The sequence below is a fragment of the Mesorhizobium sp. SEMIA396 genome (assembly GCF_024518615.1).
Taxonomy (GTDB): Bacteria; Pseudomonadota; Alphaproteobacteria; order Rhizobiales; family Rhizobiaceae; genus Mesorhizobium.
This window is the reverse complement of sequence record NZ_JANIFC010000001.1, coordinates 362,582-385,012: the sequence shown is the minus strand read 5'-3', so window position 1 is coordinate 385,012 and position 22,431 is coordinate 362,582. Positions and strand designations below refer to the sequence as shown.

Annotated in this window: 20 protein-coding genes and 1 pseudogene; 10 read left to right on the top strand and 11 right to left on the bottom strand. The window is 64.1% G+C overall.

Annotation, left to right across the window (positions count from 1 at the left end):
* Positions 1 to 42 precede the first annotated feature (42 nt).
* A complete protein-coding gene (locus NP503_RS01880; RefSeq protein ID WP_127272455.1) occupies positions 43 to 303 on the top strand; it encodes a hypothetical protein in 261 nt (86 codons plus the stop codon).
* A 138-nt stretch (positions 304 to 441) separates the two neighbouring features.
* On the opposite strand, the gene NP503_RS01875 is transcribed toward NP503_RS01880, so the two are convergent.
* The 5 genes from NP503_RS01875 to NP503_RS01855 all read right to left on the bottom strand — a co-directional run bounded on the left by NP503_RS01875 (position 442) and on the right by NP503_RS01855 (position 5,790).
* Positions 442 to 1,125: an SGNH/GDSL hydrolase family protein gene (locus NP503_RS01875; protein ID WP_127271777.1), complete on the bottom strand. Its 684-nt coding sequence runs from the start codon at positions 1,123 to 1,125 to the stop codon at positions 442 to 444.
* 64 nt (positions 1,126 to 1,189) lie between these two features.
* Positions 1,190 to 2,143 carry an ABC transporter permease gene (locus NP503_RS01870; RefSeq protein ID WP_127272456.1) on the bottom strand — a complete coding sequence of 318 codons (954 nt, stop codon included), beginning with the start codon at positions 2,141 to 2,143 and terminating at the stop codon, positions 1,190 to 1,192.
* A 3-nt stretch (positions 2,144 to 2,146) separates the two neighbouring features.
* Positions 2,147 to 3,109 (bottom strand): ABC transporter permease, encoded by a 963-nt coding sequence (locus NP503_RS01865; RefSeq protein WP_127301652.1) that lies wholly within the window; start codon positions 3,107 to 3,109, stop codon positions 2,147 to 2,149.
* Between the two features lie 8 nt (positions 3,110 to 3,117).
* Entirely contained in the window at positions 3,118 to 4,629 is a 1,512-nt protein-coding gene (locus tag NP503_RS01860; protein ID WP_127272783.1) for a sugar ABC transporter ATP-binding protein, read from the bottom strand.
* An 81-nt stretch (positions 4,630 to 4,710) separates the two neighbouring features.
* Positions 4,711 to 5,790 carry a substrate-binding domain-containing protein gene (locus NP503_RS01855; RefSeq protein ID WP_127271056.1) on the bottom strand — a complete coding sequence of 360 codons (1,080 nt, stop codon included), beginning with the start codon at positions 5,788 to 5,790 and terminating at the stop codon, positions 4,711 to 4,713.
* A 343-nt stretch (positions 5,791 to 6,133) separates the two neighbouring features.
* Between NP503_RS01855 and NP503_RS01850 the strand changes: the two genes are divergently transcribed.
* From NP503_RS01850 to NP503_RS01810, 9 genes are all read left to right on the top strand, one after another.
* Positions 6,134 to 6,784 carry an SGNH/GDSL hydrolase family protein gene (locus NP503_RS01850; RefSeq protein WP_023809404.1) on the top strand — a complete coding sequence of 217 codons (651 nt, stop codon included), beginning with the start codon at positions 6,134 to 6,136 and terminating at the stop codon, positions 6,782 to 6,784.
* A 57-nt stretch (positions 6,785 to 6,841) separates the two neighbouring features.
* A complete protein-coding gene (locus NP503_RS01845) occupies positions 6,842 to 7,936 on the top strand; it encodes an ROK family transcriptional regulator (RefSeq protein ID WP_127272189.1) in 1,095 nt (364 codons plus the stop codon).
* Between the two features lie 135 nt (positions 7,937 to 8,071).
* Positions 8,072 to 8,764 (top strand): helix-turn-helix domain-containing protein, encoded by a 693-nt coding sequence (locus NP503_RS01840; protein WP_127267132.1) that lies wholly within the window; start codon positions 8,072 to 8,074, stop codon positions 8,762 to 8,764.
* A 3-nt stretch (positions 8,765 to 8,767) separates the two neighbouring features.
* The gene (locus NP503_RS01835) at positions 8,768 to 9,847 is read left to right on the top strand and encodes an extracellular solute-binding protein (protein WP_127267131.1); all 1,080 of its coding nucleotides are present in this window, start codon (positions 8,768 to 8,770) and stop codon (positions 9,845 to 9,847) included.
* A 24-nt stretch (positions 9,848 to 9,871) separates the two neighbouring features.
* Entirely contained in the window at positions 9,872 to 10,780 is a 909-nt protein-coding gene (locus NP503_RS01830; protein ID WP_127267130.1) for an ABC transporter permease, read from the top strand.
* The gene (locus NP503_RS01825; protein ID WP_127267129.1) at positions 10,777 to 11,565 is read left to right on the top strand and encodes an ABC transporter permease; all 789 of its coding nucleotides are present in this window, start codon (positions 10,777 to 10,779) and stop codon (positions 11,563 to 11,565) included. The genes NP503_RS01830 and NP503_RS01825 overlap by 4 nt, the downstream gene beginning before the upstream one ends.
* 1 nt (position 11,566) lies before the next feature.
* On the top strand, positions 11,567 to 12,676 hold the full coding sequence (locus tag NP503_RS01820) for an ABC transporter ATP-binding protein (RefSeq protein ID WP_127267128.1): 1,110 nt from the start codon (positions 11,567 to 11,569) through the stop codon (positions 12,674 to 12,676).
* Positions 12,677 to 12,703: 27 nt separating this feature from the next.
* On the top strand, positions 12,704 to 14,086 hold the full coding sequence (locus NP503_RS01815; RefSeq protein WP_127267127.1) for an FAD-binding oxidoreductase: 1,383 nt from the start codon (positions 12,704 to 12,706) through the stop codon (positions 14,084 to 14,086).
* Positions 14,087 to 14,095: 9 nt separating this feature from the next.
* Positions 14,096 to 14,452, top strand: a complete 357-nt coding sequence (locus tag NP503_RS01810) for a cupin domain-containing protein (RefSeq protein ID WP_127267126.1) — start codon at positions 14,096 to 14,098, stop codon at positions 14,450 to 14,452.
* A gap of 250 nt (positions 14,453 to 14,702) precedes the next feature.
* Here the strand turns inward: NP503_RS01810 and NP503_RS01805 are convergent, their stop codons facing one another.
* The 6 genes and pseudogenes from NP503_RS01805 to ntrB all read right to left on the bottom strand — a co-directional run bounded on the left by NP503_RS01805 (position 14,703) and on the right by ntrB (position 22,379).
* Entirely contained in the window at positions 14,703 to 14,960 is a 258-nt protein-coding gene (locus NP503_RS01805; RefSeq protein ID WP_127267125.1) for a BrnA antitoxin family protein, read from the bottom strand.
* Between the two features lie 95 nt (positions 14,961 to 15,055).
* On the bottom strand, positions 15,056 to 17,887 hold the full coding sequence (locus tag NP503_RS01800) for a nitrate reductase (protein ID WP_127267124.1): 2,832 nt from the start codon (positions 17,885 to 17,887) through the stop codon (positions 15,056 to 15,058).
* A 3-nt stretch (positions 17,888 to 17,890) separates the two neighbouring features.
* Positions 17,891 to 18,220 (bottom strand): nitrite reductase small subunit NirD, encoded by a 330-nt coding sequence (gene nirD, locus NP503_RS01795; protein ID WP_127267123.1) that lies wholly within the window; start codon positions 18,218 to 18,220, stop codon positions 17,891 to 17,893.
* A 5-nt stretch (positions 18,221 to 18,225) separates the two neighbouring features.
* Complete coding sequence (gene nirB, locus NP503_RS01790) at positions 18,226 to 20,676, bottom strand: nitrite reductase large subunit NirB (protein WP_127267122.1); 2,451 nt, start codon at positions 20,674 to 20,676, stop codon at positions 18,226 to 18,228.
* A gap of 4 nt (positions 20,677 to 20,680) precedes the next feature.
* A pseudogene (locus NP503_RS01785) lies at positions 20,681 to 21,477 on the bottom strand (ABC transporter ATP-binding protein).
* Between the two features lie 11 nt (positions 21,478 to 21,488).
* A complete protein-coding gene (gene ntrB, locus NP503_RS01780; RefSeq protein ID WP_127271809.1) occupies positions 21,489 to 22,379 on the bottom strand; it encodes a nitrate ABC transporter permease in 891 nt (296 codons plus the stop codon).
* Between the last annotated feature and the right edge of the window lie 52 nt (positions 22,380 to 22,431).

The following is a 22,431-nucleotide window of genomic DNA, read 5'->3' as shown; positions in this document are numbered from 1 at the left end:
CATCTCGGGGGTCTGCAAACGATCGACGCTGAGGAGGCTCCCTTGCAGCAACCAGATGACATCGCCGCCCGCCGATTGGGCATTCTCATCGAGCAATATGTGGAAGCGCGCAAAAAGCGCTACGACTATGTGTCGACCGAGCAGGCCTATCGGGCCATCCGGCAGGTCCTCAAACCCGCCATTCCCGATCGCGAACTCGACGACATGGTCGCCTCGCTTGCCGTGAAGAAGGGCCTGGCGGTCGTTTTCGACCGCCAAACCAAATCGTCTGCCGATCATGTTCCTCGGGGCACAAGGCCCTAGATCAACGCAGGTCTGCAGGCGTCGAGCGCCACATCGATACGGGGCCAAACGGCCCCGTATCGATGTGCATCGCCGGAGGAACGAGCGATACACCCGCGCCGTAGGCCTGTGTGCCGCGAGCCGACGGGCGTGGCGGCTTCAGGCGGCAGTGCTGACCTTGCCCGGCTCAAGGATCGACTTGACCTTGTCGGCGACGGCGCGTCCCAGATCGGCGTTGTTTCCGGCAGTAAAATGGATGCCGTCAACACCATCCGTGGTGAGGTAATCGCCGGCATTGAGAAAATCGATCTTCATGAAATCCGCCATCGCCTTGTACTGCCTGGCCAGATCCCTGGATTTTTCGTGCCCGCCACCAAACATGCCCTCGAACCACGGATCGGGCATCGGGGTCAGCGGCGGCGGCGCAATGACCAGCGCCTTGGGAGCCGGATAAGGGGTGCCGATGCCGCCGGCACTGGTCAGGATCTGCCCGACCAGTTTCGCCATTCCATTGGCGATCTCATAAGGCGTCCGGCGGAAATAAGACTTGGTGTCGTTGGTGCCGAGCATGACGATGACCAGGTCGAGCGGCAGATGGCTGGCGATGGCCGAGGGCAGATAGTTCGCCCCGTTCAGGCGCGGATCGTTGGGGTCGTCGAGACAGGTCGTGCGCGCGCTCAGGCCTTCTTCGATGATGTGGTAGCCCGCCCCCAGCGCCGCCGCCATCACACCGGTCCAGCGCTGATCATAAGGGTAGCGGTAGGTCGGCGACCCTTCCTTGACCGGAACCCAGCCCCAGGTCAGCGAGTCGCCGTAGCACATGATGTTTTTTGGCGGTGACATCCATGTTTCTCCATCTGTTTGCAATTGTCTGAACGCCGGCGCACTTGCTCTTCGCCGTTTCAAATCAGGGGTTTCGCACGCGCACTCCGTAGAAGATCGCCGCGCCGAGGATGATGACGCCCTGCGCGATGAGCTTGCCGGGCTCGTCGATGCCGAGCACCGTCATCACCACGAACAGCAGCGCAAAACACAGCGCCCCGAAGAAAGGCCCCCAGACGCCGCCGTCGCCACGACCGAAGACGACGCCGCCGAGGATCGTTGCCGCGACCGCCAGGATCGGCAGGTCGAGGCCGATACGGACGCTGCCGACGGCGATGGAACCGGTCTGCACCAGGGCGGCGATCGCCGCTATCAGGCCGGCGAGCGTATGCGCCAGGATGACCGTGCGCTGGACCGGCACGCCGGAAAAATGCGCGGCTTCGGCATTCTCCCCGACCGAAGCGACGTAGCGGCCAAAGATGGTCCGCGACAGAAGCAGCCACACCGAAGCGGTCAGCAGGACCCAGAACAGCACCGGCGTCGGAACCGACAGGAATTTCGTGTTGTATAGGTCGTTGAACAGCTTCGGCACATCGCCGGGCGGATTGCCGCTCGACAGGAACTGCACCAGCCCGACCAGGATGATGCTGACCGCCAGCGTGACGATGACCGCCGACACCCGCCGGTTGCCGATCATGAAGCCGTTGAACAGGCCGATGACGAGGCCGGTGGCGAGCGCCAGCACGACGAAGAAAGGCATCGACGCGCCGGGGAAAGTGCCCGACGAGATGAAATAGTTGATGAGCAGGATGATGCCGCCGCCAGAGAGGTCGATCGACTTCACCCGCATGACGACGAGCTGCCCCAGCACCAGGATGCCGAGCGGCACGATCTGCCTGACGAAGATGCCCATGATGTTGAGGTTGAGCATGTTCGGCCGCGCGATCCACAGCGTCGCCAGCAGCACGATGAAGACAAAATAGGACGGCGGGATGCGCAGCAGACGCCGGGCGATCGGATTTGCGAGAACGGCGGCCATCGCTCAGAGCCCCATTTTCTTGCGGGATTGCAACCCGACCACCGCCAGCAGGATGCCGCCCTTGATCGCTGTCTGAACAAAGGGCGAGACGTTGGCGAGGTTCATGCCGTTAGCCAGCAGCGCCATGACCAGCGCGCCGATCACTGTGCCGTGCAGGCTGCCGATGCCGCCGGAGAGCTGGGTGCCTCCGAGCGCCACGGCGGTGACGGTATCGAGTTCGAAAAGCAGACCGACATTCGGATCGCCCGACACGATGCGCCCGGCCAGGAAGACACCGGCAGCGGCCGCGAAACAGGAGCAGACCACATAGGCGAGGATAATGTTGCGGCGGTCGGAGACGCCGAAATTGCGGGCAGCGCTTTCGGCGCCGGACGCGATGCCGCCGCCGATCGCAAACAGATGCAGCCCGTACCGGGATCCGTAGAGCAGTTTCCACGCTGCCAGGATCACGGCGATGCCCCAGAAAACCGGATAGGAAATGCCGAGGAAACTGCCCGAGACGGCATCGATGACGATCTCCGGCACGGTGCCACCGGAGACGGGACGCAGGATGCGCGTGATGCCGAGCACGATGTACTGCGTCGACAGCGTCGCGATGATCGGATGGACGTTGAAGCGGGTGATCGCCAGGCCGTTGGTCAGCCCGATGAGTGCCGCCAGCACGAAGACCGCCGGGATCAGCACGATCGCCGGCTGGTCGAGCGCCAGCACCGCGGTGGTGAAGCTGATGACCGAACCGACCGACAGGTCGAGCCCGCCGATGAGCACGACGACGAGCTGTCCGATCGCCGCGATGATCAGCGGCATCGCCTGGGCTACCAGGTTGAAGAGGTTTTCGGCCGTGGCGAACTGTGTCGTCTCGACGGCCAGCCACAGCGAAATGAGCAAGGCGACCAGAAGCGGCAGGCCCCACAGGCCTTGCCGGGTGTTCCGGCCACTCAGGATGTTGAAAAGCGAACGATGCATGGAGGCCCCTAATGCTGGCGCGTGGAACCGCCCATCAGGGCCGCGTCGAGGATCTTGTGTTCTGTCGCCTGCGCTGCCGGCATTTCGGCAACGATGGTATCGTCGTGGACGACGTAGATGCGATCGCAGAGCCCGATCAACTCGATCGTCTCACGCGACAGCACCAGCACGGCGCCGCCCTTGGCGGTAAAGTCGCGCAGCAGGTGGTAGATCTCGGACTTGGCGCCGATGTCGACTCCGCGGGTCGGCTCCTCGACCAGCAGAAGATCGAGATCGGCGGCCAGGTAGCGGCCGAGCAGAACCTTTTGCTGGTTGCCGCCGGACAGGGAGCCGACCGGCGCGGACGGCCCTGCCGCCTTTATGTTCATGACCTCCATCATGCGGGCGATCACGTTTCGATACGGCCGCGCCGCCGCGAGTTCGGATCGCCTCGAATGCAATCCGATGGCGATGTTGTGGGCGATCGGCAAAGCGAGGAAGAGCCCCTCTTCCTTGCGGTCCTCGGGAACGAAGCCGACCCTCAGCTGCTGCAAATGGCGAACGCCTGATGATGGCGGGAGCGGCATTTTCAGCGCTTTGCCGTTGACGGAAATCGTCCCGGCGGAGGGATGATAGCGGCCGATCAGCGATCTCAGGAAGCGCTGCTGGCCCTGTCCCTCCAGGCCGGCCAGGGCGACGATCTCGCCCTTGTGCAATGTCAGCGACAGCGGCCGCGATGTCTCGGTGATCCTCAGGTTCTCGACGCGCAGGATCTCGTCGCCTTTGTTATCAGTACGATCGGGAAAAAGGTCCTGGAGTTCGCGTCCGACCATCATGGCGATGAGTTCGTCGGTGGTGATCTCGGACACCATTCTTGTGCCGACCAGTGCGCCGTCCTTCAGCACCGTCACCGTGTCGCACAGCTCGAATATCTCCTCCATGCGATGCGAGATGTAGACGATGGCTTTTCCCTTATCGCGCAGCCGGCGGATGTTGCGGTTGAGCACATCGACATCGGCTGCGTTGAGCGCCGCCGTCGGCTCGTCGAGGATGAGCACGCTGGCGTCCGCCTGGATGCAATGCGCGATCTCGACGAATTGCCGCTCGGCTATGGTCAGGTTTGAAACGAGTTGCGACGGGTCGAGCGTGAGGCCGAGTTCGCCAAGCGCCTTGGCGGTCTGGCTGCTCATCACCCGATAATCGATCGAGCCGAACCGTGTCGTCGGCTCCCGGCCGAGAAACATGTTCTCGGCGATCGACAGATTGGGCAGCAGCGAATGCTCCTGGAAAACGGTCGAAATGCCGGCATCGAGTGCGGCTCGCGGCGATTTCAGATCGAGCTTCTCCCCGTTCATGAAGATCTCACCGGAATCGGGCTGATGCACGCCCGCCAGGATCTTCATCAACGTCGATTTGCCGGCGCCGTTCTCGCCCATCAGGGCGTGGACGCTGCCCGCCTTGAGATCGAGGGAAACGGAATGGAGCGCCCTGCTCCCTCCGAACGCCTTCGAAATGTGGGACATCTCGATAAGATTGGTCACGAAACCCTCGAACGAACCGGATTCGACAGATGGAATGGCCTGCGGGGAATGCTTGTCCACTCCCCGCCAGCCACGGCGCCGTCACTTCTTGCCGTAATATTCCTTGAGCTTGTCTTCTGGCAGTTCGCTCGGCCACCAGACATTGGCGGTGAGGTCGTCGCGATAGTATTTTTTGGCCTTGTCCTGGTCCCATCCGTCGGGATTATAGACATAGCGTTTGTAGAGCTGATTGCCTTCCAGAAGGGCAACGGCGGCGCGCACGCCGGCCGCACCTTGGGCGGGGCTGTATTCCGGCGAGATCGACTTGAACCCGTCCGTGATCCACTGGCCGAAATAGCCATTGTTGCCCTCGCCCGAAATCGGCGGAACGGGCGTGCCGAACTGCTTGAAGACATCGACGCAGGCGCGCGTCATGTCAGCGCCGGACGACCAGATGCCGTCAACCTGTGGGTTGTTCAGATAAAGCGTCTCGCACAGCTTCTTGGCCTTGTCGTACTGCCAGTCACCATGCTCCTCGGCGATGATCTGCACATGCGTGCCTTTAAGTGATTCCAGTAAGCCGTTGTAGCGGTTGGTGTCTTCCGGATGGCCGGCCAGGCCACGCAGGACCCAGATCTTGCCGTTGTCGCCGACGGTCTTGACCAGCCAGTCGCCCATCACCTTGCCGAAATGCTCGGCGCCGCCCTGGATTTCGGTGGTGTAGGCGTCGGAATCGATGCGGCCGGTGTGAAGGATGACCGGGATGCCGGCGGCGACCGCCTTGGCGATGCTGGCATTGGCCGATGTGCTGGTCACCGGCTGAACGATGATCGCGTCGACATGCTGCGCGATCAGGTCCTCGATGTCGGCCACCTGCTTTTTCTGGTCGAAGCCGGCATCGAGCAGGATGAATTTCGAGATGCGCTTGTCCTTGGCCGCGGCGTTCTCCGCCTCATGCGCCACCTGTACTGTCCAGGTGTTGGCGTTGACGCCGAAGTCGCTCATGCCGATGACCCAGGGCGGGTCCTTCTTGAACGCACCGGCCGCGGTCATGCGCGTGTCGTCGGGGCGCGGCGCCACGCCGTCCATCAGCTTGATGTCTTCCGCATGCGCCAGCGACGTCACGGCAAGCGTGGACGCAACGAGCATCCCCAGGCCGACGGTTTTCAGCAATCCTAACATTAAACTCTCCTCCTTGTGGTTGCCCCGGCCTACGAATTCGTATGGCCGGCCGTACGAATGCGTACGGCCATGAGACGCTCTCCCAATGCATGCTCGTTGTCGCAAACCGACCGATGCACGCAATTCTCCCGCCCCCGAACACATGCGTGCCGAAGCCCAATTCCTGCTGGACGATGATGACGGTCGAGAACTCCTCCGGGCACTTTAGAAGCACAGCGGATTCGCCCTGTCAATAGTTAGTCATGTTGAATGACTATTCCCTTGCTTGCCTTTCATCGCTCCTCTATCCATCATGATTGGCGCTCGCCGGCTTCGGCGCGCTGTCAGTCCCGGCGGGAAAAACATGCGATCAGTCTTGTGCTACGGCGACTCCAACACGCACGGCCAGATCCCCGGCAGGGGGCCGCTCGAGCGCTATGGGCCGGGTGAACGCTGGCCGGGGATATTGCGTTCTCAGCTAGGCCCCGACTGGTATGTCATCGAGGAAGGATTGAGCGGCCGCACCACCGTCCACGACGACCCGATCGAGGGCGCCCACAAAAACGGCAGAACCTATCTTCGCCCCTGCCTGCAGAGCCATGCGACGCTCGACCTCGTCATCATCATGCTCGGCACTAACGATTTGAAGATCCGCTTCAACAAGCCGCCGTCGGAAGTGGCGATGGGGATCGGCTGCCTCGTCTACGACATCAAGGAGCTGGCGCCTGGGCCAGGCGGCTCGACGCCCGAGATCATGATCGTGGCCCCGCCGCCGATGCAGGACGACGTCAAGGAATGGAAGTCCATCTTCGCCGGTGCGCCGGAGAAATCGCGCCTGCTCGCGCTCGAGTTCGAGGTTCTGGCGGACTCGCTCGAACTCCACTTTTTCGATGCCGGCTCGGTGGTCTCGTGCAGCGAAGCGGACGGCTTTCACATCGATGCCGAGGCGCACAGATTGCTGGGCACCGCACTTGCCCGCGCGGTCGACGCCATCGGCTGGAGCCGCTCGACATGAGCAACCATACCGCCGCGAGGCAGCGCGCTCTTACCGACGGGGCGACCCTTGCCTGACATGAGGTTCGCACCACCCAATCCATTGCGCATCGCCGATCGTGCGAGCGGGCTGAATGCGTTGAGCGTGCGCAGCTATAATGAGCGGCTGGTGCTGTCGCTGCTGCTTCAGAACGAGGGCATTTCGCGGATGGAAATCGGCGAAAAGACCGGCCTGTCGGCGCAGACGGCCTCGGTCATCGTCCGTTCGCTCGAGCAGGAAGGCCTGGTCTCGCAAGGCGAGGCGCAGCGCGGCCGCGTCGGGCCGCCCACCATCCCGCTTTCACTCAATCCGGAGGGCGCCTATGCGGTTGGCGTCGGCTTCAGCCGCCGCAGGATCGACATCGCGCTCATCGATTTCATCGGCACCGTGCGCTTCCACACGCAATTGCCGGCGGATGAAGCCAATCCCTTTCCGCAAAGCAGCGATCTGTTCGGCGCGATCAGGCAAGCCATGACCAGCCTGCCGGTCGAGGCGCGCAGCCGGGTTGCCGGCATCGGCCTGGCCGTTCCCGACGATGTCGACACGATGGCTGCAACCCGCAACGGATCGAGCACCTCGCTGAAAGCCTTGCAGGGGGAGATCGAGGAACAGATCAAGCTGCCGGTTTTCGTGCAGAACGATATCACCGCGGCAGCCGGCGGCGAGAGCATGTTCGGCGTCGCCAAGCCGCTCAACGACTATTTGTTCTTCTATCTGGGAGCACGGCTGCAGAGTAGGCTCATCCTCAACCACCAGATCTACAAGGGAAACTCCAGCGCCAGCTTCGATCATGGGCTGATGCGCCTGGAGAGCGAACTGACCAAGCGCCGGCGCCCGTCCGAAATCATCTGGAGCAGCAGCCCCGAGTGGCCTGACCTTGGCGAGGCCTACAGCGAATGGCTAGGGGAATGCTCCAACCGCCTGAAAGCCTCTATTTCCGCACTGACCCAGTTTGTCGAATTCAGGACGGTCGTCCTGTCCAGCTACGCGCCGCAGAAGATCGCCAAGGCCTTGTGCGCCGACATCGGCCGGGAATTCCCCGGCATCGAAGCGCTGCCCGCGCGGGTCAGCATCAGCCCGAAGGCCGTCGGCGCGGCAAGCCTGCCATTCAGTTCGCGCTTCATGATCCAGTGATCGAGCCGAACCGGCGTTGCCGGTCGGCCGATTACGGGCTCTCTGCAGGTCCATCGATGATTTTCAAATGACAAGGCGATTCCGCTTGCCAGGACGCCTCACTTAATAGCATGTTAAGTGAACCCTGAGATCGCCATGAAAATCGCTGCGGATCACGCACTCAACGACAATGCCGCAACCAGCGCCGAAGCGCGCCGCTCGACGGTATTGGGCGATCGCATCAAGGCCTATCGCACCACGCGGCGCCTGACGCTGCGCCAGCTCGGCGACATGATCGGCACCACCGCCAGCTTCCTGAGCCAGCTCGAGCGCGGCCTTTCGGGTGCCAACACCAGCACGCTGATGCTGATCGCCAACGCGCTCGGCATCAGCCTCGCCGATCTTTTCGACGAACGCGAGGTGTCGCCGCACGCGGTGCTGACACGGGCCGAACGGCCGGCGCTGCCGACCAGCGAAGGCTACCGCAAGACGCTGCTGTCGCGCCGGCCGATCCGCGAGATGGAAGTCTATTGCGGCGAGTTCGCCGTCGGCGGCTCCACCGGCGACGTGCCCTACACGCATGGCAACGCGAACGAGATGTTCCTCGTGCTGCGCGGACGCGTGCAACTGACGCTCGGCGACGAGAGCTTCACCCTCGAAGAGGGCGACAGCATCGAATATTCGACCTCGACGCCGCACCGGACGATCAATGTCGGCGATACGGTGGCCGAAGTGCTGTGGATCATCGCGCCGCCGACAAGCGGCGCTGTCGACCTCGATCAATATGTAGCCCGGAAAACGCTCGCGCCCGGCCTGCCAAAATCAAACAGCGAGCCATCGGAGGGTTAGAAAATGGGAAGCAGATCAAGATTGGCCGGGCTTGTCGGCGCCGCCGCACTGGCCTTGCTCGCAGCCGCCGCTCACGCGCAGAACGCGCCGCCGGCCGGGACCGTGGTGGACGGGTCGCTGAAGGGCAAGACGCTGACCTTCGTCTCGTATGGCGGCATCTACCAGGACGGCCAGGTTGCCGCGCTTAAGGAATTCGTCGACAAGAGCGGCGTCAAGCTGCTGAACGACGGACCGACCGAAATCGCCAAGCTCCAGGCGCAGGTCGAATCAGGCAATGTGACCTGGGATGTCGTCGACACGGATGATTTTCCGCCCTTCGTGCATTGCGGCAAACTGTTCCAGAAGCTCGACCTGACCAAGCTCGATATCTCGCACATCCCGCCCGGACAGGTCGGCGAGTGCAGCGTGCCGGCGATGAATTACGGCATGGTCCTGATGTACAAGAACGACACGTACAAGGACAATCCGCCAAAGGACTGGAAGGATTTCTTCGACACCGCGAAATTCCCCGGCACCCGCGCCATCGACGGCAGCGGCAGCCCGCTCGGCGGCTTGATCGAACAGGCCATCCTGGCCGACGGCGGCAAGGTCGACGCCATGACGCCGGCCGACATCGACAAGGGCATCGCCAAGATCAAGGCGATCGGCCCCGACACGATCTTCTGGAAGACCGGCGCCGAATCCCAGCAGCTCGCCGAGTCCGGCGAGGCCGACATGATCATCATGTGGACCGGCCGCGCCATGACGGCAGTCAAGAATGGCGCTGCCTATACGCCGGTGTGGAAGGACTGGCTGGTCGTCATGGATCAGCTGACCATCCCGGTCGGCGCCAAGGACCCCGATGCCTCCTACGCGCTGATCAACGCCTATCTCGGCAAGAAGTCGCAGGAGATCCTGACCGAGCAGACCTCCTACTCGCCGATCAACAACGAGGCACAGCCAAAGGTCGACGCGTCCGTCGCCGCCTTCCTGACCAACACGCCGGACCACGCCAAGCTCGGCTATCAGCAGAACATCAAGTTCTGGGTCGCCAACTTCGCCGCTGCGTCCGACAAGTGGACGGCGCTGATGGCCGGCAACTGAGCCGGCTACCACTGAGGTGACGGCGTGAGCCAGACATCGCATACGCCGACGGCCGGGGGTGATTATCCCCGGCCGTCAGGTGCCGTGCAGGGGCCGCAGCGGCGCCTGCGCCTTGCCGCCTATCCGTCGCTGCTGGCGATGCCGGCCCTGCTCCTGCTTATCGCGGCTATGGGCTATCCCTTGCTGACCGTCACGCTGCGCAGTTTTTCGGACCCGGCCTGGGGCCTGCAGAACTACGTCTGGTTCTTCTCCACGCCGGTGAACGTCACCGTCCTGTGGCGCACCTTTTCCATCGCCGCCTGGGTCACCATCGTCTGCGTCATCGCCGCCTATCCCTATGCCTATCTCATGACGGCGGTCGGGCCGCGCCTGCGGCTGGTCCTCATCCTGTGCGTGCTGGTGCCGTTCTGGGTCAGCGGCGTGGTGCGCACCCTGGCCTGGGTCATCCTTTTGCAGGATTCCGGCATCATCAATTCGGTCATCAGGCTGCTCGGCTTTGACGGCGTGAAGCTGATCCGCACGCAGACCGGAGTCGTCATCGGCATGGCGCAGGTGTTGCTGCCGTTCATGATCCTGCCGCTCTATTCTGTCATGCGCGGCATCGATTTGCGCCTCGTGCAGGCGGCGCGCAGCCTCGGCGCGCGGCCCGCACGTGCCTTCCTGCAGATCTATCTGCCGCTGTCGCTGCCAGGCGTCTTCGCCGGCGCCATCATCGTCTTCATCCTGTCGCTCGGCTTCTACATCACCCCTGCCCTGCTCGGCGGCCCGCGCAGCACCATGCTGTCGACGCTGGTGCAGAGCCAGGTGCTCAGCCTGCTCAACTGGGGACGCGGCGGCGCCATGGGGGTCGTCCTGCTGGGCGCGACCTTCGTGCTTCTGGCGCTCGCCGCACCGCTGATGCGCCAGCGCCACAAGCAGGCGGCCAGATCATGAGGCTGGCCCCCTTCCGCATCCTGCTCGGCCTGTTCTGCCTGCTGGTCGCCGTGTGGCTGGTCATGCCGACGCTGGTCATCATCCCGATGTCGTTCAACGAGAAGAAGTCGTTGGCCTTCCCACCCTCCGGTTTCTCCTGGCAGTGGTACGCGAATTTCTTCACCAATCCCGATTGGCTGTCGAGCTTCTTCAATTCGCTGAGGGTCGCGGGCCTCGTCGCCGTTGCCGCCACGCTGATCGGCACGCTGGCGTCGCTTGGCCTCAGCCGCATGAAACATTCCGGCGCCGGCCTGCTGCGCGCTATCCTGATCACGCCGATGATCGTGCCCGGCGTGGTGCTGGCGATCGGCATCTATGCCGTTTACCTCGACTACCAGCTTGTCGGCACCACCACCGGCTTCGTCATCGCGCACACGATGCTGGCGATCCCCTTCGTCATCATCGCCGTATCGGCAAGCCTCGAAGTCTTCGACGTGCGGCTGGAAACGGCGGCGGCCAGCCTCGGCGCCAACCGCTTCACCACATTCCGCACCGTGACCTTGCCGCTGATCGCGCCCGGTATCCTGTCCGGGCTTTTGTTTGCCTTCGTCACCTCCTTCGATGAAATCATCGTCGCGCTGTTCATCACCAGTCCCTACCTCAAGACCTTGCCGGTGCAGATCTTCACCAGCATCACCCGCGACGCCGACCCGACGGTGACGGCCGTCGGAACCATCATCTTCATTGCCACGACGCTGATCATCAGCGCCGGGCTGATCATCAGCTCGAAATCGACGAGGAGTTGAGATGACTGCGAGGGAACGTGGCGCGGCCATCGACATCAAGGGCGCAACCAAGCGTTACGGCAATTTCACCGCGCTCGATGATGTCAGCCTGCATATCGAGCCGGGCGAGTTCATGACGCTGCTGGGGCCCAGCGGCTCCGGCAAGACGACCACGCTCAACGTCGTTGCGGGCTTCACCGACCTCACCGCAGGCGATCTTGCCGTCGGCGGCAAGAGCATCGTCGCCCTGCCGGCGCACAAGCGCAACATCGGCGTCGTCTTCCAGCACTACGCGCTGTTTCCGCACATGACGGTCGGCAAGAACGTCGCCTATCCCCTCACCTTGCGCGGCATGGACAAGCAGGCGCGCGACCGTCTCGTTGTACGAGCACTGGACATGGTCAAGATGGCCGATTTCGCGCATCGCTATCCCTCCGAACTTTCCGGCGGCCAGCAGCAGCGCGTGGCGCTGGCGCGTGCCATCGTCTTCGATCCGCCGCTGCTGTTGATGGACGAACCGCTCGGCGCGCTCGACAAGAAACTGCGCGAATGGCTGCAGCTGGAGATCAAGCGGATCCACCGCGAACTCGGCACCACCTTCGTCTATGTGACGCACGACCAGGAAGAAGCGCTGGTGCTCTCCGACCGCATCGCTGTGTTCAATCAGGGCCGCATCGAACAGGTCGGAACCGGCCGCCAGCTCTACGACGAGCCGACGACCTTGTTCGTGGCCAAGTTCATCGGCGAATCGACCAGTTTGCGCGGCGAGGCCCAGGCGTCCGGAGACCAGACCAGCCTGACGATCGCCGGCCAGAAGATCGTGGCCTACGGCAAGCTCGCCGGCGGCCGCAAACCGGTGGTCCTGCTGCGGCCGGAGAAGCTGTCGCTTGCCGGCACCAACACGCCTCCCGCCGCCGGGCAGAACAGCCTCACTGGTGAGGTCAGCGAAGCGATCTATCTGGGGTCGGGTTCGAAATACCAGGTGACGCTTCGCGACGGCTCGGTCGCCATCGTGCGCTCGTCGCTGGAAGCCACACCGTTCTCGATTGGTGACACGGTCGATCTGCGCTGGTCCGTCGTCGATGCAAAACTTCTTGCCGACGACGACCGCGCCGACATGACGATGACCTGACCGCTTTTCCCCGCAGGATTTTTAGACATGGACGCCAAAGTCAACGGCAACGTCTCGTTCTGGTATGCCGACATCGGCCTGCCGGCCTACCGCGCGCCGCTTCCAGGTGATCTCGAAGCCGATGTCTGCATCGTCGGCGCCGGCTACACCGGCTTGTGGACGGCTTATTACCTGAAGAAGGCCGATCCTTCGATCCGCATCGCCATCGTCGAGAGGGAGTTCGCCGGCTTCGGCGCGTCGGGCCGAAATGGCGGCTGGCTGTCCGGCGGCTTCAGCTGGTCGCGCGAAAAATATCTGCAGACCTCGACGCGCGGCGCCGTCATCGACATGGAAACCGCCATGCATGGCACGGTCGACGAAGTGATCGCGGTGACCGAGACCGAAGGCATCGATGCCGACATCCGCCGGGTCGACAATCTGACGGTCGCCACCAACCCGCCGCAGCTCGAACGGATCAAGGCCGCCTATGCCGATGCGATCGGCTGGAGCGTGCCGAGCGAGCGTGTCGGCCTGATCGGTCAGGAAGAGGCCAGAGCCCGCATCAACATCAGAAATGTGCTTGGCGGCTATATCCACCACGGCACCGCGCGCGTGCAGCCGGCCAAGCTGGTGCGCGGCCTGTCCGAAGCCGTCGAACGCATTGGCGTGCCGATCTACGAGCAGACCACCGTGACCGGCATCGAGAAGGGCAAGGTCACGACGAGCCGCGGCACCGTGCGCGCGCCAATCATCATTCGTGCCACGGAAGGGTTCACGGCCGGCATACCAGGCAATGAGCGGCTCTGGCTGCCGCTCAACAGCGCGCAGATCATCACCGAGCCGCTGCCGCAATCGCTATGGGACGAGATCGGCTGGGAGGGCCATGAGCTTCTCGGCGACGCCGCGCACGCCTATTGCTATGCACAGCGCACCAGGGAAGGCCGCATCACCATGGGCGGACGCGGCGTGCCCTACCGCTACGGCTCGCAGACCGACGTGCGCGGCCAGACGCAGCAGGCGACGATCGAAAGCCTGCACGCGATCCTCATCCGCCTTCTGCCACAGACAGCCAAGCTTCGCATCGACCACGCCTGGTGCGGCGTGCTGGGCGTGCCCCGCGACTGGTGCACGACGGCCGGTCTCGACCCTGAGACCGGCATCGGCTGGGCCGGCGGCTATGTCGGGCTCGGCGTATCCAGTTCCAACCTGTCGGGCCGCACGCTGCGCGATCTCATCCTGCGGCGCGACACTGAGCTGACCCGCCTGCCCTGGGTCAACCGCCAGGTCAGCAAGTGGGAGCCCGAGCCGATGCGCTGGCTCGGTGTCCACTCGATGTATCAGCTCTACCGCGTCGCCGACGAACGCGAGGAGGCCGGCCTCCAGCACACGTCGAAACTCGCCGCAATCGCCGATCGCATCACAGGACATTAAGAGACTGCCATGACCGATTTCCAGACCTTCGCCCATCTCGCCTCGATCGATCTCGGCGAGCCCGAGCCCAAGCCGACCTCGATCAGCGGCAATCAGTTCGAAGCAGCGAAGACGCTGTGGACCTCGCCCGACGGCACGTTGGAAGTCGGCGTCTGGGAGTGCACGCCGGGCCGCTTCACCGCATCGCGCGACAGCAATTCCGAAACGTGCCACATCGTGTCAGGCCGGGTCTCGCTGCATGGTCCCGATGGCCGCAGCAAGGACGTCGGCCCGGGCGAAATGCTGGTGCTGCCGAAAGGGTGGAAAGGCGAATGGACGATCCACGAGAAGACGCGCAAGCTCTATATCCTGCACTTCGAGGCGTGAGCCGACGTCCGCTTTGGCTGAAGCCTCCCCAACTTCGTCATCCTAGGGCGAAGCAGGAGCGAAGCTCCGTCGCGGAGACCCTGGGATCCATTCCGTGACAGCCATCGAGGAATGCAGCGGAACAGAATTCTGCACCGCTGCAGCGCTTTGAGGTCGCGGCATGTATCCCTTGGGCTGCGGAGCAGCTCCAGGGGTCTGCGCCGCGTCGCTACGCTCCTTGCTCCGCCCGTGGATGACGAAGCGATGGGCGCTACTCGTCGCCCAAACCGCCGGCCGTCGGCTTGCCTTCTATCGCCTGCCGCAAGGCGTCGTTGATGCGGTCCTGCCAGCCCGGCCCATCCTCCTGGAAGTGGTCCAGCACGGCGCGGTCGATCCGGATCGAAACAAGCTCCCTGACGCCTGGAGCGGCGGAGGGCTCACGAACCGGCGCGGCCGGCTTCTTCACCGGCTTGAAAGCCGCTTCGGCGGCCGCCATCGGATTTGTCGGTCGGCGCGGGGGATTTGCCATTGGGATGACCCTGACTGAAGGCGATTCGTGCGCAGCACGCTTACGCCACCATAGCCCAACCAGCGCCGTCGCGCAGGCCCCTTTGGTCGGGACAATCACTCGGCTGCTTGAAGACTTTGCGCGTCGATGATGACCCTGATCTCCGCGCGGCAGGAGCCGCAATTCGTACCGGCATGCAGGGCCGCGCCGATCCCCGCGACGCTGCCGCAGCCGCGGCGCACCGCTTCGGCGATCTGGTTGGCGCCGACGCCGAAGCAGGAGCAGACAATGGCGCCGCGATCGACGTCGACCCCGCCCGGCCGTCCGGCCACGATCGCCAGCCTTCCGCGCCGGTCGACATGATCGGCACTTAACTGTTCCGCCGCCCAGCCGCGCGACACGGCGACCGGGCCGGGCGCGACGAACAAGGCGCCTGACAGTTGATCGCCGTCGAAGGCGGCGATGCGATGCTGGCCGGCGTCGCAGTCATGATAGGCGAGCATTTCCGCACCCGGTGACGCGCCGAACAGTGACCCGGCAAAGCCGGCCCAGTCGATGTCGTCTTCGGCAAAGGCAAGCTCGACCCGCCAGCCGCCCTTGCATTTGGCCACGGCCCAATAGGCCGCGGCATCGGGCGACGGCCTATGCCGCGTCACCGCAAAGCCGAAGGCTTTTGCGGCGAATTTCTCGATGCGGGCGGCGACATGTTTCAGCGCCGGCTGGCCGGAAATGGGATCGGTCAGCGGCGCGGTCAGCGTGTCGAGCCGGCCCTTTGCCGAGAACTGATCGGTCCAGTGCATCGGCGCAAACAGGCTGCCCTGGCGCTGGCGTATCGTCACCAGCGCGCGCACCAGCACGTCACCGCGCGGGCTGGAAACGCGCACGATGTCGGCGTCACCGATGCCGAAGCGCTGCGCATCCACCGGGTGGATCTCGACGAATGGCTCGGCGATGTGCTGCGAAAGCCGCGGGCTTTTGCCGGTCCGCGTCATGGTGTGCCAATGGTCGCGGATACGGCCGGTGTTGAGGATCAGCGGATAGTCGGGACTGGTGCGGACTTCCGTGGTCGGGCGGATGGCGATGAAGCGCGCCTTTCGATCGGGTGTGTAGAAATTGCCGTCGGCGAAGAAGCGAACCTGGAGCCCAGTCGTGCCGACCCCTTCTGGCCTGCCGGCCATCTCCCCCTCGAGGGGGGAGACTAGCAGCTTTGACACCGGCGCTTCTTCCGCAGCGTTGGCGATTGGCGAAAGCCGAGCGGCAGGCTGATCTCCCCCCTTGAGGGGGAGATGGCCGGCAGGCCAGAAGGGGTCGGCACGACCGGGCGCCGGCCACTGGAACGGCTCAAGCGTTGCGTAGGTCTCGCCATCAACTCCGCCGTAGACGCCAATATCGAAGTCCCGCACACCATCATTCTCGAACCCCGACAGCGCCGCGTGTTCAGCAAAAACTTCCGCCGGCGTCGCATAGGAAAACGCCTCGCCGAACCCCATCCGCTTGCCCACCTCGGCGACGATCCGCCAGTCGGGCAGCACCTCGCCGGGCAGCTCCAAAAACGCGCGCTGGCGCGACACCCGGCGCTCTGAATTGGTGACGGTGCCGTCCTTCTCGCCCCAGGCGGCGGCGGGCAGCCGGACATGGGCATGGCGGACGGTGTCGGTCCGGGCCAGCACGTCCGACACCACCACGAAAGGGCACGCCTTGATCGCCGCTTCGACGGCATCGGCGTCCGGCATCGAATCGACCGGGTTGGTGGCCATGATCCACAGCGCCTTGATGCGCCCGTCGGCCAGCGCCTGGAACATCTCGACTGCCTTCAGGCCGGGCTTTCCGGCAATGGCCGGCGCGTTCCAGAAGCGCTGCACACGGTCGCGATGGTCGGGGTTTTCGATCTCCATATGGGCGGCGAGCATATTGGCCATGCCGCCGACCTCGCGGCCGCCCATGGCGTTGGGCTGGCCCGTCACCGAAAACGGCCCTGCTCCGGGTTTGCCGATGCGGCCGGTGGCGAGATGGCAGTTGATGATGGCGTTGACCTTGTCGGTGCCGGATGACGACTGGTTCACACCCTGGCTGTAAACCGTCACCGTTTTCGCCGTCGCCGCAAACAGGCTGTAGAAACGGCCAAGCTCGTCCTCGCTCAGGCCGGTGGCGGCGGCGACGCCGGCCAGGTCGAGCGCGGAGGCCGCGAAAAGCGCTTGCCCGAAGCCGGTCGTGTGCGTCGTGATGTAGGCGCGGTCGAGCGCATTGTGCTGGCCGAGATAAGCGAGCAGGCCCGTGAACAAAGCGACGTCGCCATCGGGCGCGATCGCCAGATGCATATCGGCGATGTCAGCGGTCATGGTGCGACGCGGGTCGACCAGGACGATCTTCATCTCCGGCCGCTTTTCCCGGGCAGCCGCGATGCGCTGGTAGAGCACCGGATGGCACCAGGCGAGGTTGGAGCCGACCAGCACGATCAGGTCGGCCAGTTCCAGATCCTCGTAGGTTCCTGGCACGGTGTCGGAGCCGAAAGCGCGGCGGTGGCCGGCGACCGAGGAGGCCATGCACAGGCGCGAATTGGTGTCGATGTTGGCCGAGCCGACAAAACCCTTCATCAGTTTGTTGGCGACATAATAGTCCTCGGTCAGCAACTGGCCGGAGACATAGAAGGCGACCGCATCGGGCCCATGGTGGGCGATGGTCTGCGAGAAGGTCGAAGCGACCAGGTCGAGCGCCTCGTCCCAGCCGGCGCGGCGACCATGGATCTCCGGATGAAGCAGCCTGCCGCCGAGATCGATGGTCTCGGCCAGTGCCGAGCCCTTGGAGCAGAGCCGACCGAAATTGGCCGGATGGTTGGGGTCGCCGCGCACGGACACCTGCCCGTCCGCGGCGACCTTCGCCAGCACGCCGCAGCCCACCCCGCAATAGGGGCAGGTGGTCCTCACCTCGCGCGCTTCCTCAATCTCCATGGTTCAGGCCGCGCGGCTGGCCAGCGCTTCCAGCGCGATGAACAGACGTTCGCCTTCGACCCGCACCGGAATGGTGCGCACCGCGCCCTCGTCGGCGCCGAGCGCTTTGCCCGTCTCCAGCGAAATCACCCAGTTGTGCAAGGGACAGGTCACCGCCGCACCGTGCACGATGCCCTGGCTGAGCGGTCCACCCTTGTGCGGGCAATGGTCGTCGATGGCATAGACCTGATCATCGGCGGTGCGGAAGACGGCGATCTTGCCTTCCGGGGTGGCGACGCAGCGCGCGCCGCGGCGGGGGATGTCGGCGATAGAGCCGATGGCGATCCAGTTCATGATTGTCACTCCGCCGCCTGCGCAAACCCGACCGAGGCCATCGGCCGGAATTCGTGCTTGTCCTTGCCGGAAACGCGTTCCGACCACGGATCGACCTGGGCGAATTTCTGGCTGAAGACGAAGCGGTCGTAATAAGCCTTGCGCTTCTCGCCATCGTCCATGATCTGACGCTTGATCTCGGGGATGCCGATGCGTTTGGCCCATTTGTAGATGCGCTCGAGATAGCGACCCTGCTCGCGATACATCTGCGTCAGCGCCACGATATGCTCCAGCGCCTCATCCTCGGTCTTGACCAGGCCCAGCACCTCGGTGCCCTTGATGTCGAGGCCGGCCGCGCCGGCGAAATGGATCTCGTAGCCGGAGTCGACGCAGATCACGCCGACATCCTTGCAGGTCGCCTCGGCACAGTTGCGCGGACAGCCCGACACCGCCATCTTGACCTTGGCCGGCGTCCACGAGCCCCACATGAATTTTTCGATGCGGACGCCAAACCCTGTCGAATCCTGCGTGCCGAAGCGGCACCAGTCCGAGCCGACGCAGGTCTTCACCGTGCGCAACCCCTTGGCATAGGCGTGGCCGGAGACGAAGCCGGCCTGACCGAGATCGGCCCATACCGCCGGCAGGTCCTCCTTGCGGATGCCGAGCATGTCGATGCGCTGGCCGCCGGTGACCTTGACCATCGGGATTTCGAACTTGTCGACGACGTCGGCGATGGCGCGCAGCTCCGCCGCGTTGGTGACGCCGCCCCACATGCGCGGCACCACCGAATAGGTGCCGTCCTTCTGGATGTTGGCGTGGACGCGCTCGTTGATGAAGCGCGACTGGTAGTCGTCGGCGTACTCGTCCGGCCAGTCGCAGACGAGATAATAGTTGAGCGCCGGCCGGCATTTGGCGCAGCCGCAGGAGGTCGTCCACTCCAGTTCCTGCATGACGGCGGGAATGGTCTTCAGGCCCTTGGCGATGATCAGCCGGCGCACCTCGTCATGGCCGAGCGTCGTGCAGCCGCACATCGGCTGCACCGCCGCCGGATTGTATTTGTCGCCGATGGTCAGCACCATCAGCTTCTCGACCAGCCCGGTGCAGGAGCCGCAGGAGGCTGACGCCTTGGTGTGGGCACGCACGTCGTCGAGCGAGGTCAGGCCCTTCCCCGTAATCGCGCCAGTGATCTTTCCCTTGCAAACGCCGTTGCAGCCGCAGATTTCCGCATCATCCGGCAAGGCTGCAACGGCCGCCATAGGGTCCAGCGGGGCACCCCCCTGGTAGGACTGGCCGAAGATGAGCGTGTCGCGCATTTCGGAAATATCGGTCTGCTTCTTCTTGAGGTCGTTGAACCAGGCTCCATCAGCCGTCTCGCCATAGAGCACGGTACCGATGATGCGGTCGTCCTTCAGGACGAGGCGCTTGTAGACGCCGGCGGCCGCATCGCGCAGCACGATCTCCTGGCGGTCCTCGCCCTCGGCGAAGTCGCCGAGCGAGAACAGGTCGATGCCGGTGACCTTGAGCTTGGTCGGCGTGTCCATATGGACGAAGGCCGCCGCCTCGTTGCCGGCCAGCTGGCTGGCTGTGACCCGCGCCATCTCGTAGAGCGGTGCGACGAGGCCATAGACCTGGCCGTTGACCTCGGCACATTCGCCGAGCGCGTAGATGTCGGGATCGTTGCTGCGCATGCCGGCGTCGACGACGATGCCCCTGTTGACAGCGATGCCGGCCTGTTTCGCCAGCGCCGAATTCGGCCTGATGCCGACGGCCATCACCACAAGCGTTGCTGGGATAATGGTGCCGTCAGCAAGCTCCACCTGCCCGACCTTGCCGTTGCCTGTGATCGCCTGTGTGTTGGCCTTGGTGATCACCTTGATGCCGCGCTGCTCCACGGCACGCTGCAGCAGATAGCCGGCCGCGGGATCGAGTTGGCGCTCCATCAGCGTCGGCATGACATGCAGCACGGTGACGTCCATGCCTTGCGCGTTCAGCCCTGCTGCCGCCTCCAGCCCGAGCAGGCCGCCGCCGATGACCACCGCCTTGGCGCGCGACTGGGCGGCAAGCATCATCGCCTGGACGTCATCGAGGTCGCGATAGGTCAGCACGCCCGGCAGATCATGGCCCGGCACCGGAATGATGAACGGCACCGAACCGGTGGCGATGACGAGCTTGTCGTAAGGCTCGGTGACACCATGATCCGAAGTAACGGTCTTTGCCGTCCGGTCGATGGCAATGATCTTGTGGCCCTTGTAGAGGGTGATGTTGTTGGCGATGTACCAGCCGTCGCCGTGGATGATGATCTCCTCATAGGCTTTCTCGCCCGACAGAACCGGCGACAGCATGATGCGGTCGTAATTGACGCGCGGCTCGGCGTTGAAGATGGTGACGGTGTAGCGGCCCGGCGCCTGTTCCAGCAGGTGCTCGAGCATGCGCCCGGGGGCCATGCCGTTGCCGATGATGACAAGTCTTTCGCTCATGGTGCTACTCCGCGGCTTCGACGAAGCGGTGGCGTTCGTAGAGGAACTTCAGCACCGCCTCGCGGCAGCGCAGGAAAGTCCGGTCGGAAGAGAGTTCGACGCGCCGGCGCGGCCGCGCCAGCGGCACGGGAAGCACTTCGCCGATGGTTGCCGCCGGGCCATTGGTCATCATGACGATGCGGTCGGAAAGCAGCACCGCCTCGTCGACATCGTGGGTGATCATGATCGTCGTCGAGCCGAGCCTGGAGTGGATGTCCATCACCGCATCCTGCAGATGGGCGCGCGTCAGCGCATCGAGCGCGCCGAACGGCTCGTCGAGCAGCAGTATCTTCGGCTCCATGGCCAGCGCCCGGGCGATCCCGACGCGCTGCTTCTGCCGCCCGATATTTCTGCCGGGCGTTTATCCTTGGCATGCGCCATCTGCACGAGGTCGAGATTGCGCATGATCCAGTCATGCCGCTCGGCCTTGCTCTTCGAACGACCGAAGACCTTCGACACCGCCAGATTGATGTTTTCGTAGACGGTCAGCCACGGCAAAAGGCTGTGGTTCTGGAACACCACGGCGCGTTCCGGTCCGGGGCTGTCGACCTCCTTGTCCTCGAGCAGCACGGCGCCGGCGGACACCTTGGTCAGCCCGGCGATCAGATTGAGCAAGGTCGACTTGCCACAGCCGGAATGGCCGATGATGGAGACGAATTCGCCCTTGTCGATGGTCAGCCTGATGTCCTTCAATACCTCGCTGACCTGGGCACCACGCGTGAAGGATTTGTCGATATGGTCGAGTTTCAGATAGGCCGTCATCGCCCCTCTCCTCACTTTGCCGTTGTGCCGCGGGTGACGAAGGCGCCGACCGCCGCGACCAGACGGTCGAGGCAGAAGCCGGTGACGCCGATATAGGCGAGCGCGACGATGATGTCGGGCAGCCGCGACGAGTTCCACGCGTCCCAGATGAAGAAGCCGATGCCGACGCCGCCGGTCAGCATTTCGGCGGCGACGATGGCAAGCCAGGACAGGCCGATGCCGATCCTCAGGCCGGTAAAGATGTAAGGCGCGGCGGCCGGCACCATGATCTTCACGAAGAACTCGAACTGGTTGAGCCGCAGGATGCGCGAGACGTTGCGATAATCCTCTGGGATGTTACGCACGCCGACCGCGGTGTTGATGATGATTGGCCAGATCGACGTGATGAAGATGACGAAGATCGCCGACGGGCTGGAATCGCGGAACGCCGCCAGCGACAGAGGCAGCCAGGCCAGCGGCGGCACCGTGCGCAGGATCTGGAACACCGGGTCGAGGCCGCGCATCGCCCAGATCGACTGGCCGACCAGCGCGCCGAGCGCGACGCCGACCACCGCCGCCAGGCCGAAGCCGATGGCAACACGCTGCAGCGAGATTAGCACGCGCCATGCCAGACCGATATCCTGCGGGCCATTGTCGAAGAACGGATGCGCGATCAAATCGTAGGCCTCGTTCCACACCTGGGTCGGCGGCGGCAGGCTTGATGTCGGCGACGAACAGGCGATCTGCCAGACGACCAACATCAGCGCGATGACGATGATGGGCGGCACCAGCGCGCTCGCCAGTTTGCCGGCGATGGCGAGCGGCTCGAAGCGACGCCGTGCCTTGGCAGTGAAGGCGATGACCTCCGCCGGCTTGGCAGGAAAGGCCTTCACCTTGGTGTCCTCGATAGTCTGCATCGACATGTCTGGGGAAAACTCCGTGGGGCAGATAATTCGAGCGACAAACGGCGCAATG

Coding starts and splice junctions, on each gene's coding strand:
- ntrB (WP_127271809.1), bottom strand. CDS start 22,379: ATGTCGATGCAGACTATCGAGGACACCAAGGTGAAGGCCTTTCCTGCC.
- NP503_RS01800 (WP_127267124.1), bottom strand. CDS start 17,887: ATGGAGATTGAGGAAGCGCGCGAGGTGAGGACCACCTGCCCCTATTGC.
- nirD (WP_127267123.1), bottom strand. CDS start 18,220: ATGAACTGGATCGCCATCGGCTCTATCGCCGACATCCCCCGCCGCGGC.
- NP503_RS01875 (WP_127271777.1), bottom strand. CDS start 1,125: ATGTCACCGCCAAAAAACATCATGTGCTACGGCGACTCGCTGACCTGG.
- NP503_RS01805 (WP_127267125.1), bottom strand. CDS start 14,960: ATGGCAAATCCCCCGCGCCGACCGACAAATCCGATGGCGGCCGCCGAA.
- NP503_RS01825 (WP_127267129.1), top strand. CDS start 10,777: ATGAGGCTGGCCCCCTTCCGCATCCTGCTCGGCCTGTTCTGCCTGCTG.
- NP503_RS01815 (WP_127267127.1), top strand. CDS start 12,704: ATGGACGCCAAAGTCAACGGCAACGTCTCGTTCTGGTATGCCGACATC.
- NP503_RS01870 (WP_127272456.1), bottom strand. CDS start 2,143: ATGGCCGCCGTTCTCGCAAATCCGATCGCCCGGCGTCTGCTGCGCATC.
- NP503_RS01840 (WP_127267132.1), top strand. CDS start 8,072: ATGAAAATCGCTGCGGATCACGCACTCAACGACAATGCCGCAACCAGC.
- NP503_RS01820 (WP_127267128.1), top strand. CDS start 11,567: ATGACTGCGAGGGAACGTGGCGCGGCCATCGACATCAAGGGCGCAACC.
- NP503_RS01855 (WP_127271056.1), bottom strand. CDS start 5,790: ATGTTAGGATTGCTGAAAACCGTCGGCCTGGGGATGCTCGTTGCGTCC.
- NP503_RS01810 (WP_127267126.1), top strand. CDS start 14,096: ATGACCGATTTCCAGACCTTCGCCCATCTCGCCTCGATCGATCTCGGC.
- NP503_RS01850 (WP_023809404.1), top strand. CDS start 6,134: ATGCGATCAGTCTTGTGCTACGGCGACTCCAACACGCACGGCCAGATC.
- NP503_RS01835 (WP_127267131.1), top strand. CDS start 8,768: ATGGGAAGCAGATCAAGATTGGCCGGGCTTGTCGGCGCCGCCGCACTG.
- NP503_RS01865 (WP_127301652.1), bottom strand. CDS start 3,109: ATGCATCGTTCGCTTTTCAACATCCTGAGTGGCCGGAACACCCGGCAA.
- nirB (WP_127267122.1), bottom strand. CDS start 20,676: ATGAGCGAAAGACTTGTCATCATCGGCAACGGCATGGCCCCCGGGCGC.
- NP503_RS01845 (WP_127272189.1), top strand. CDS start 6,842: ATGAGGTTCGCACCACCCAATCCATTGCGCATCGCCGATCGTGCGAGC.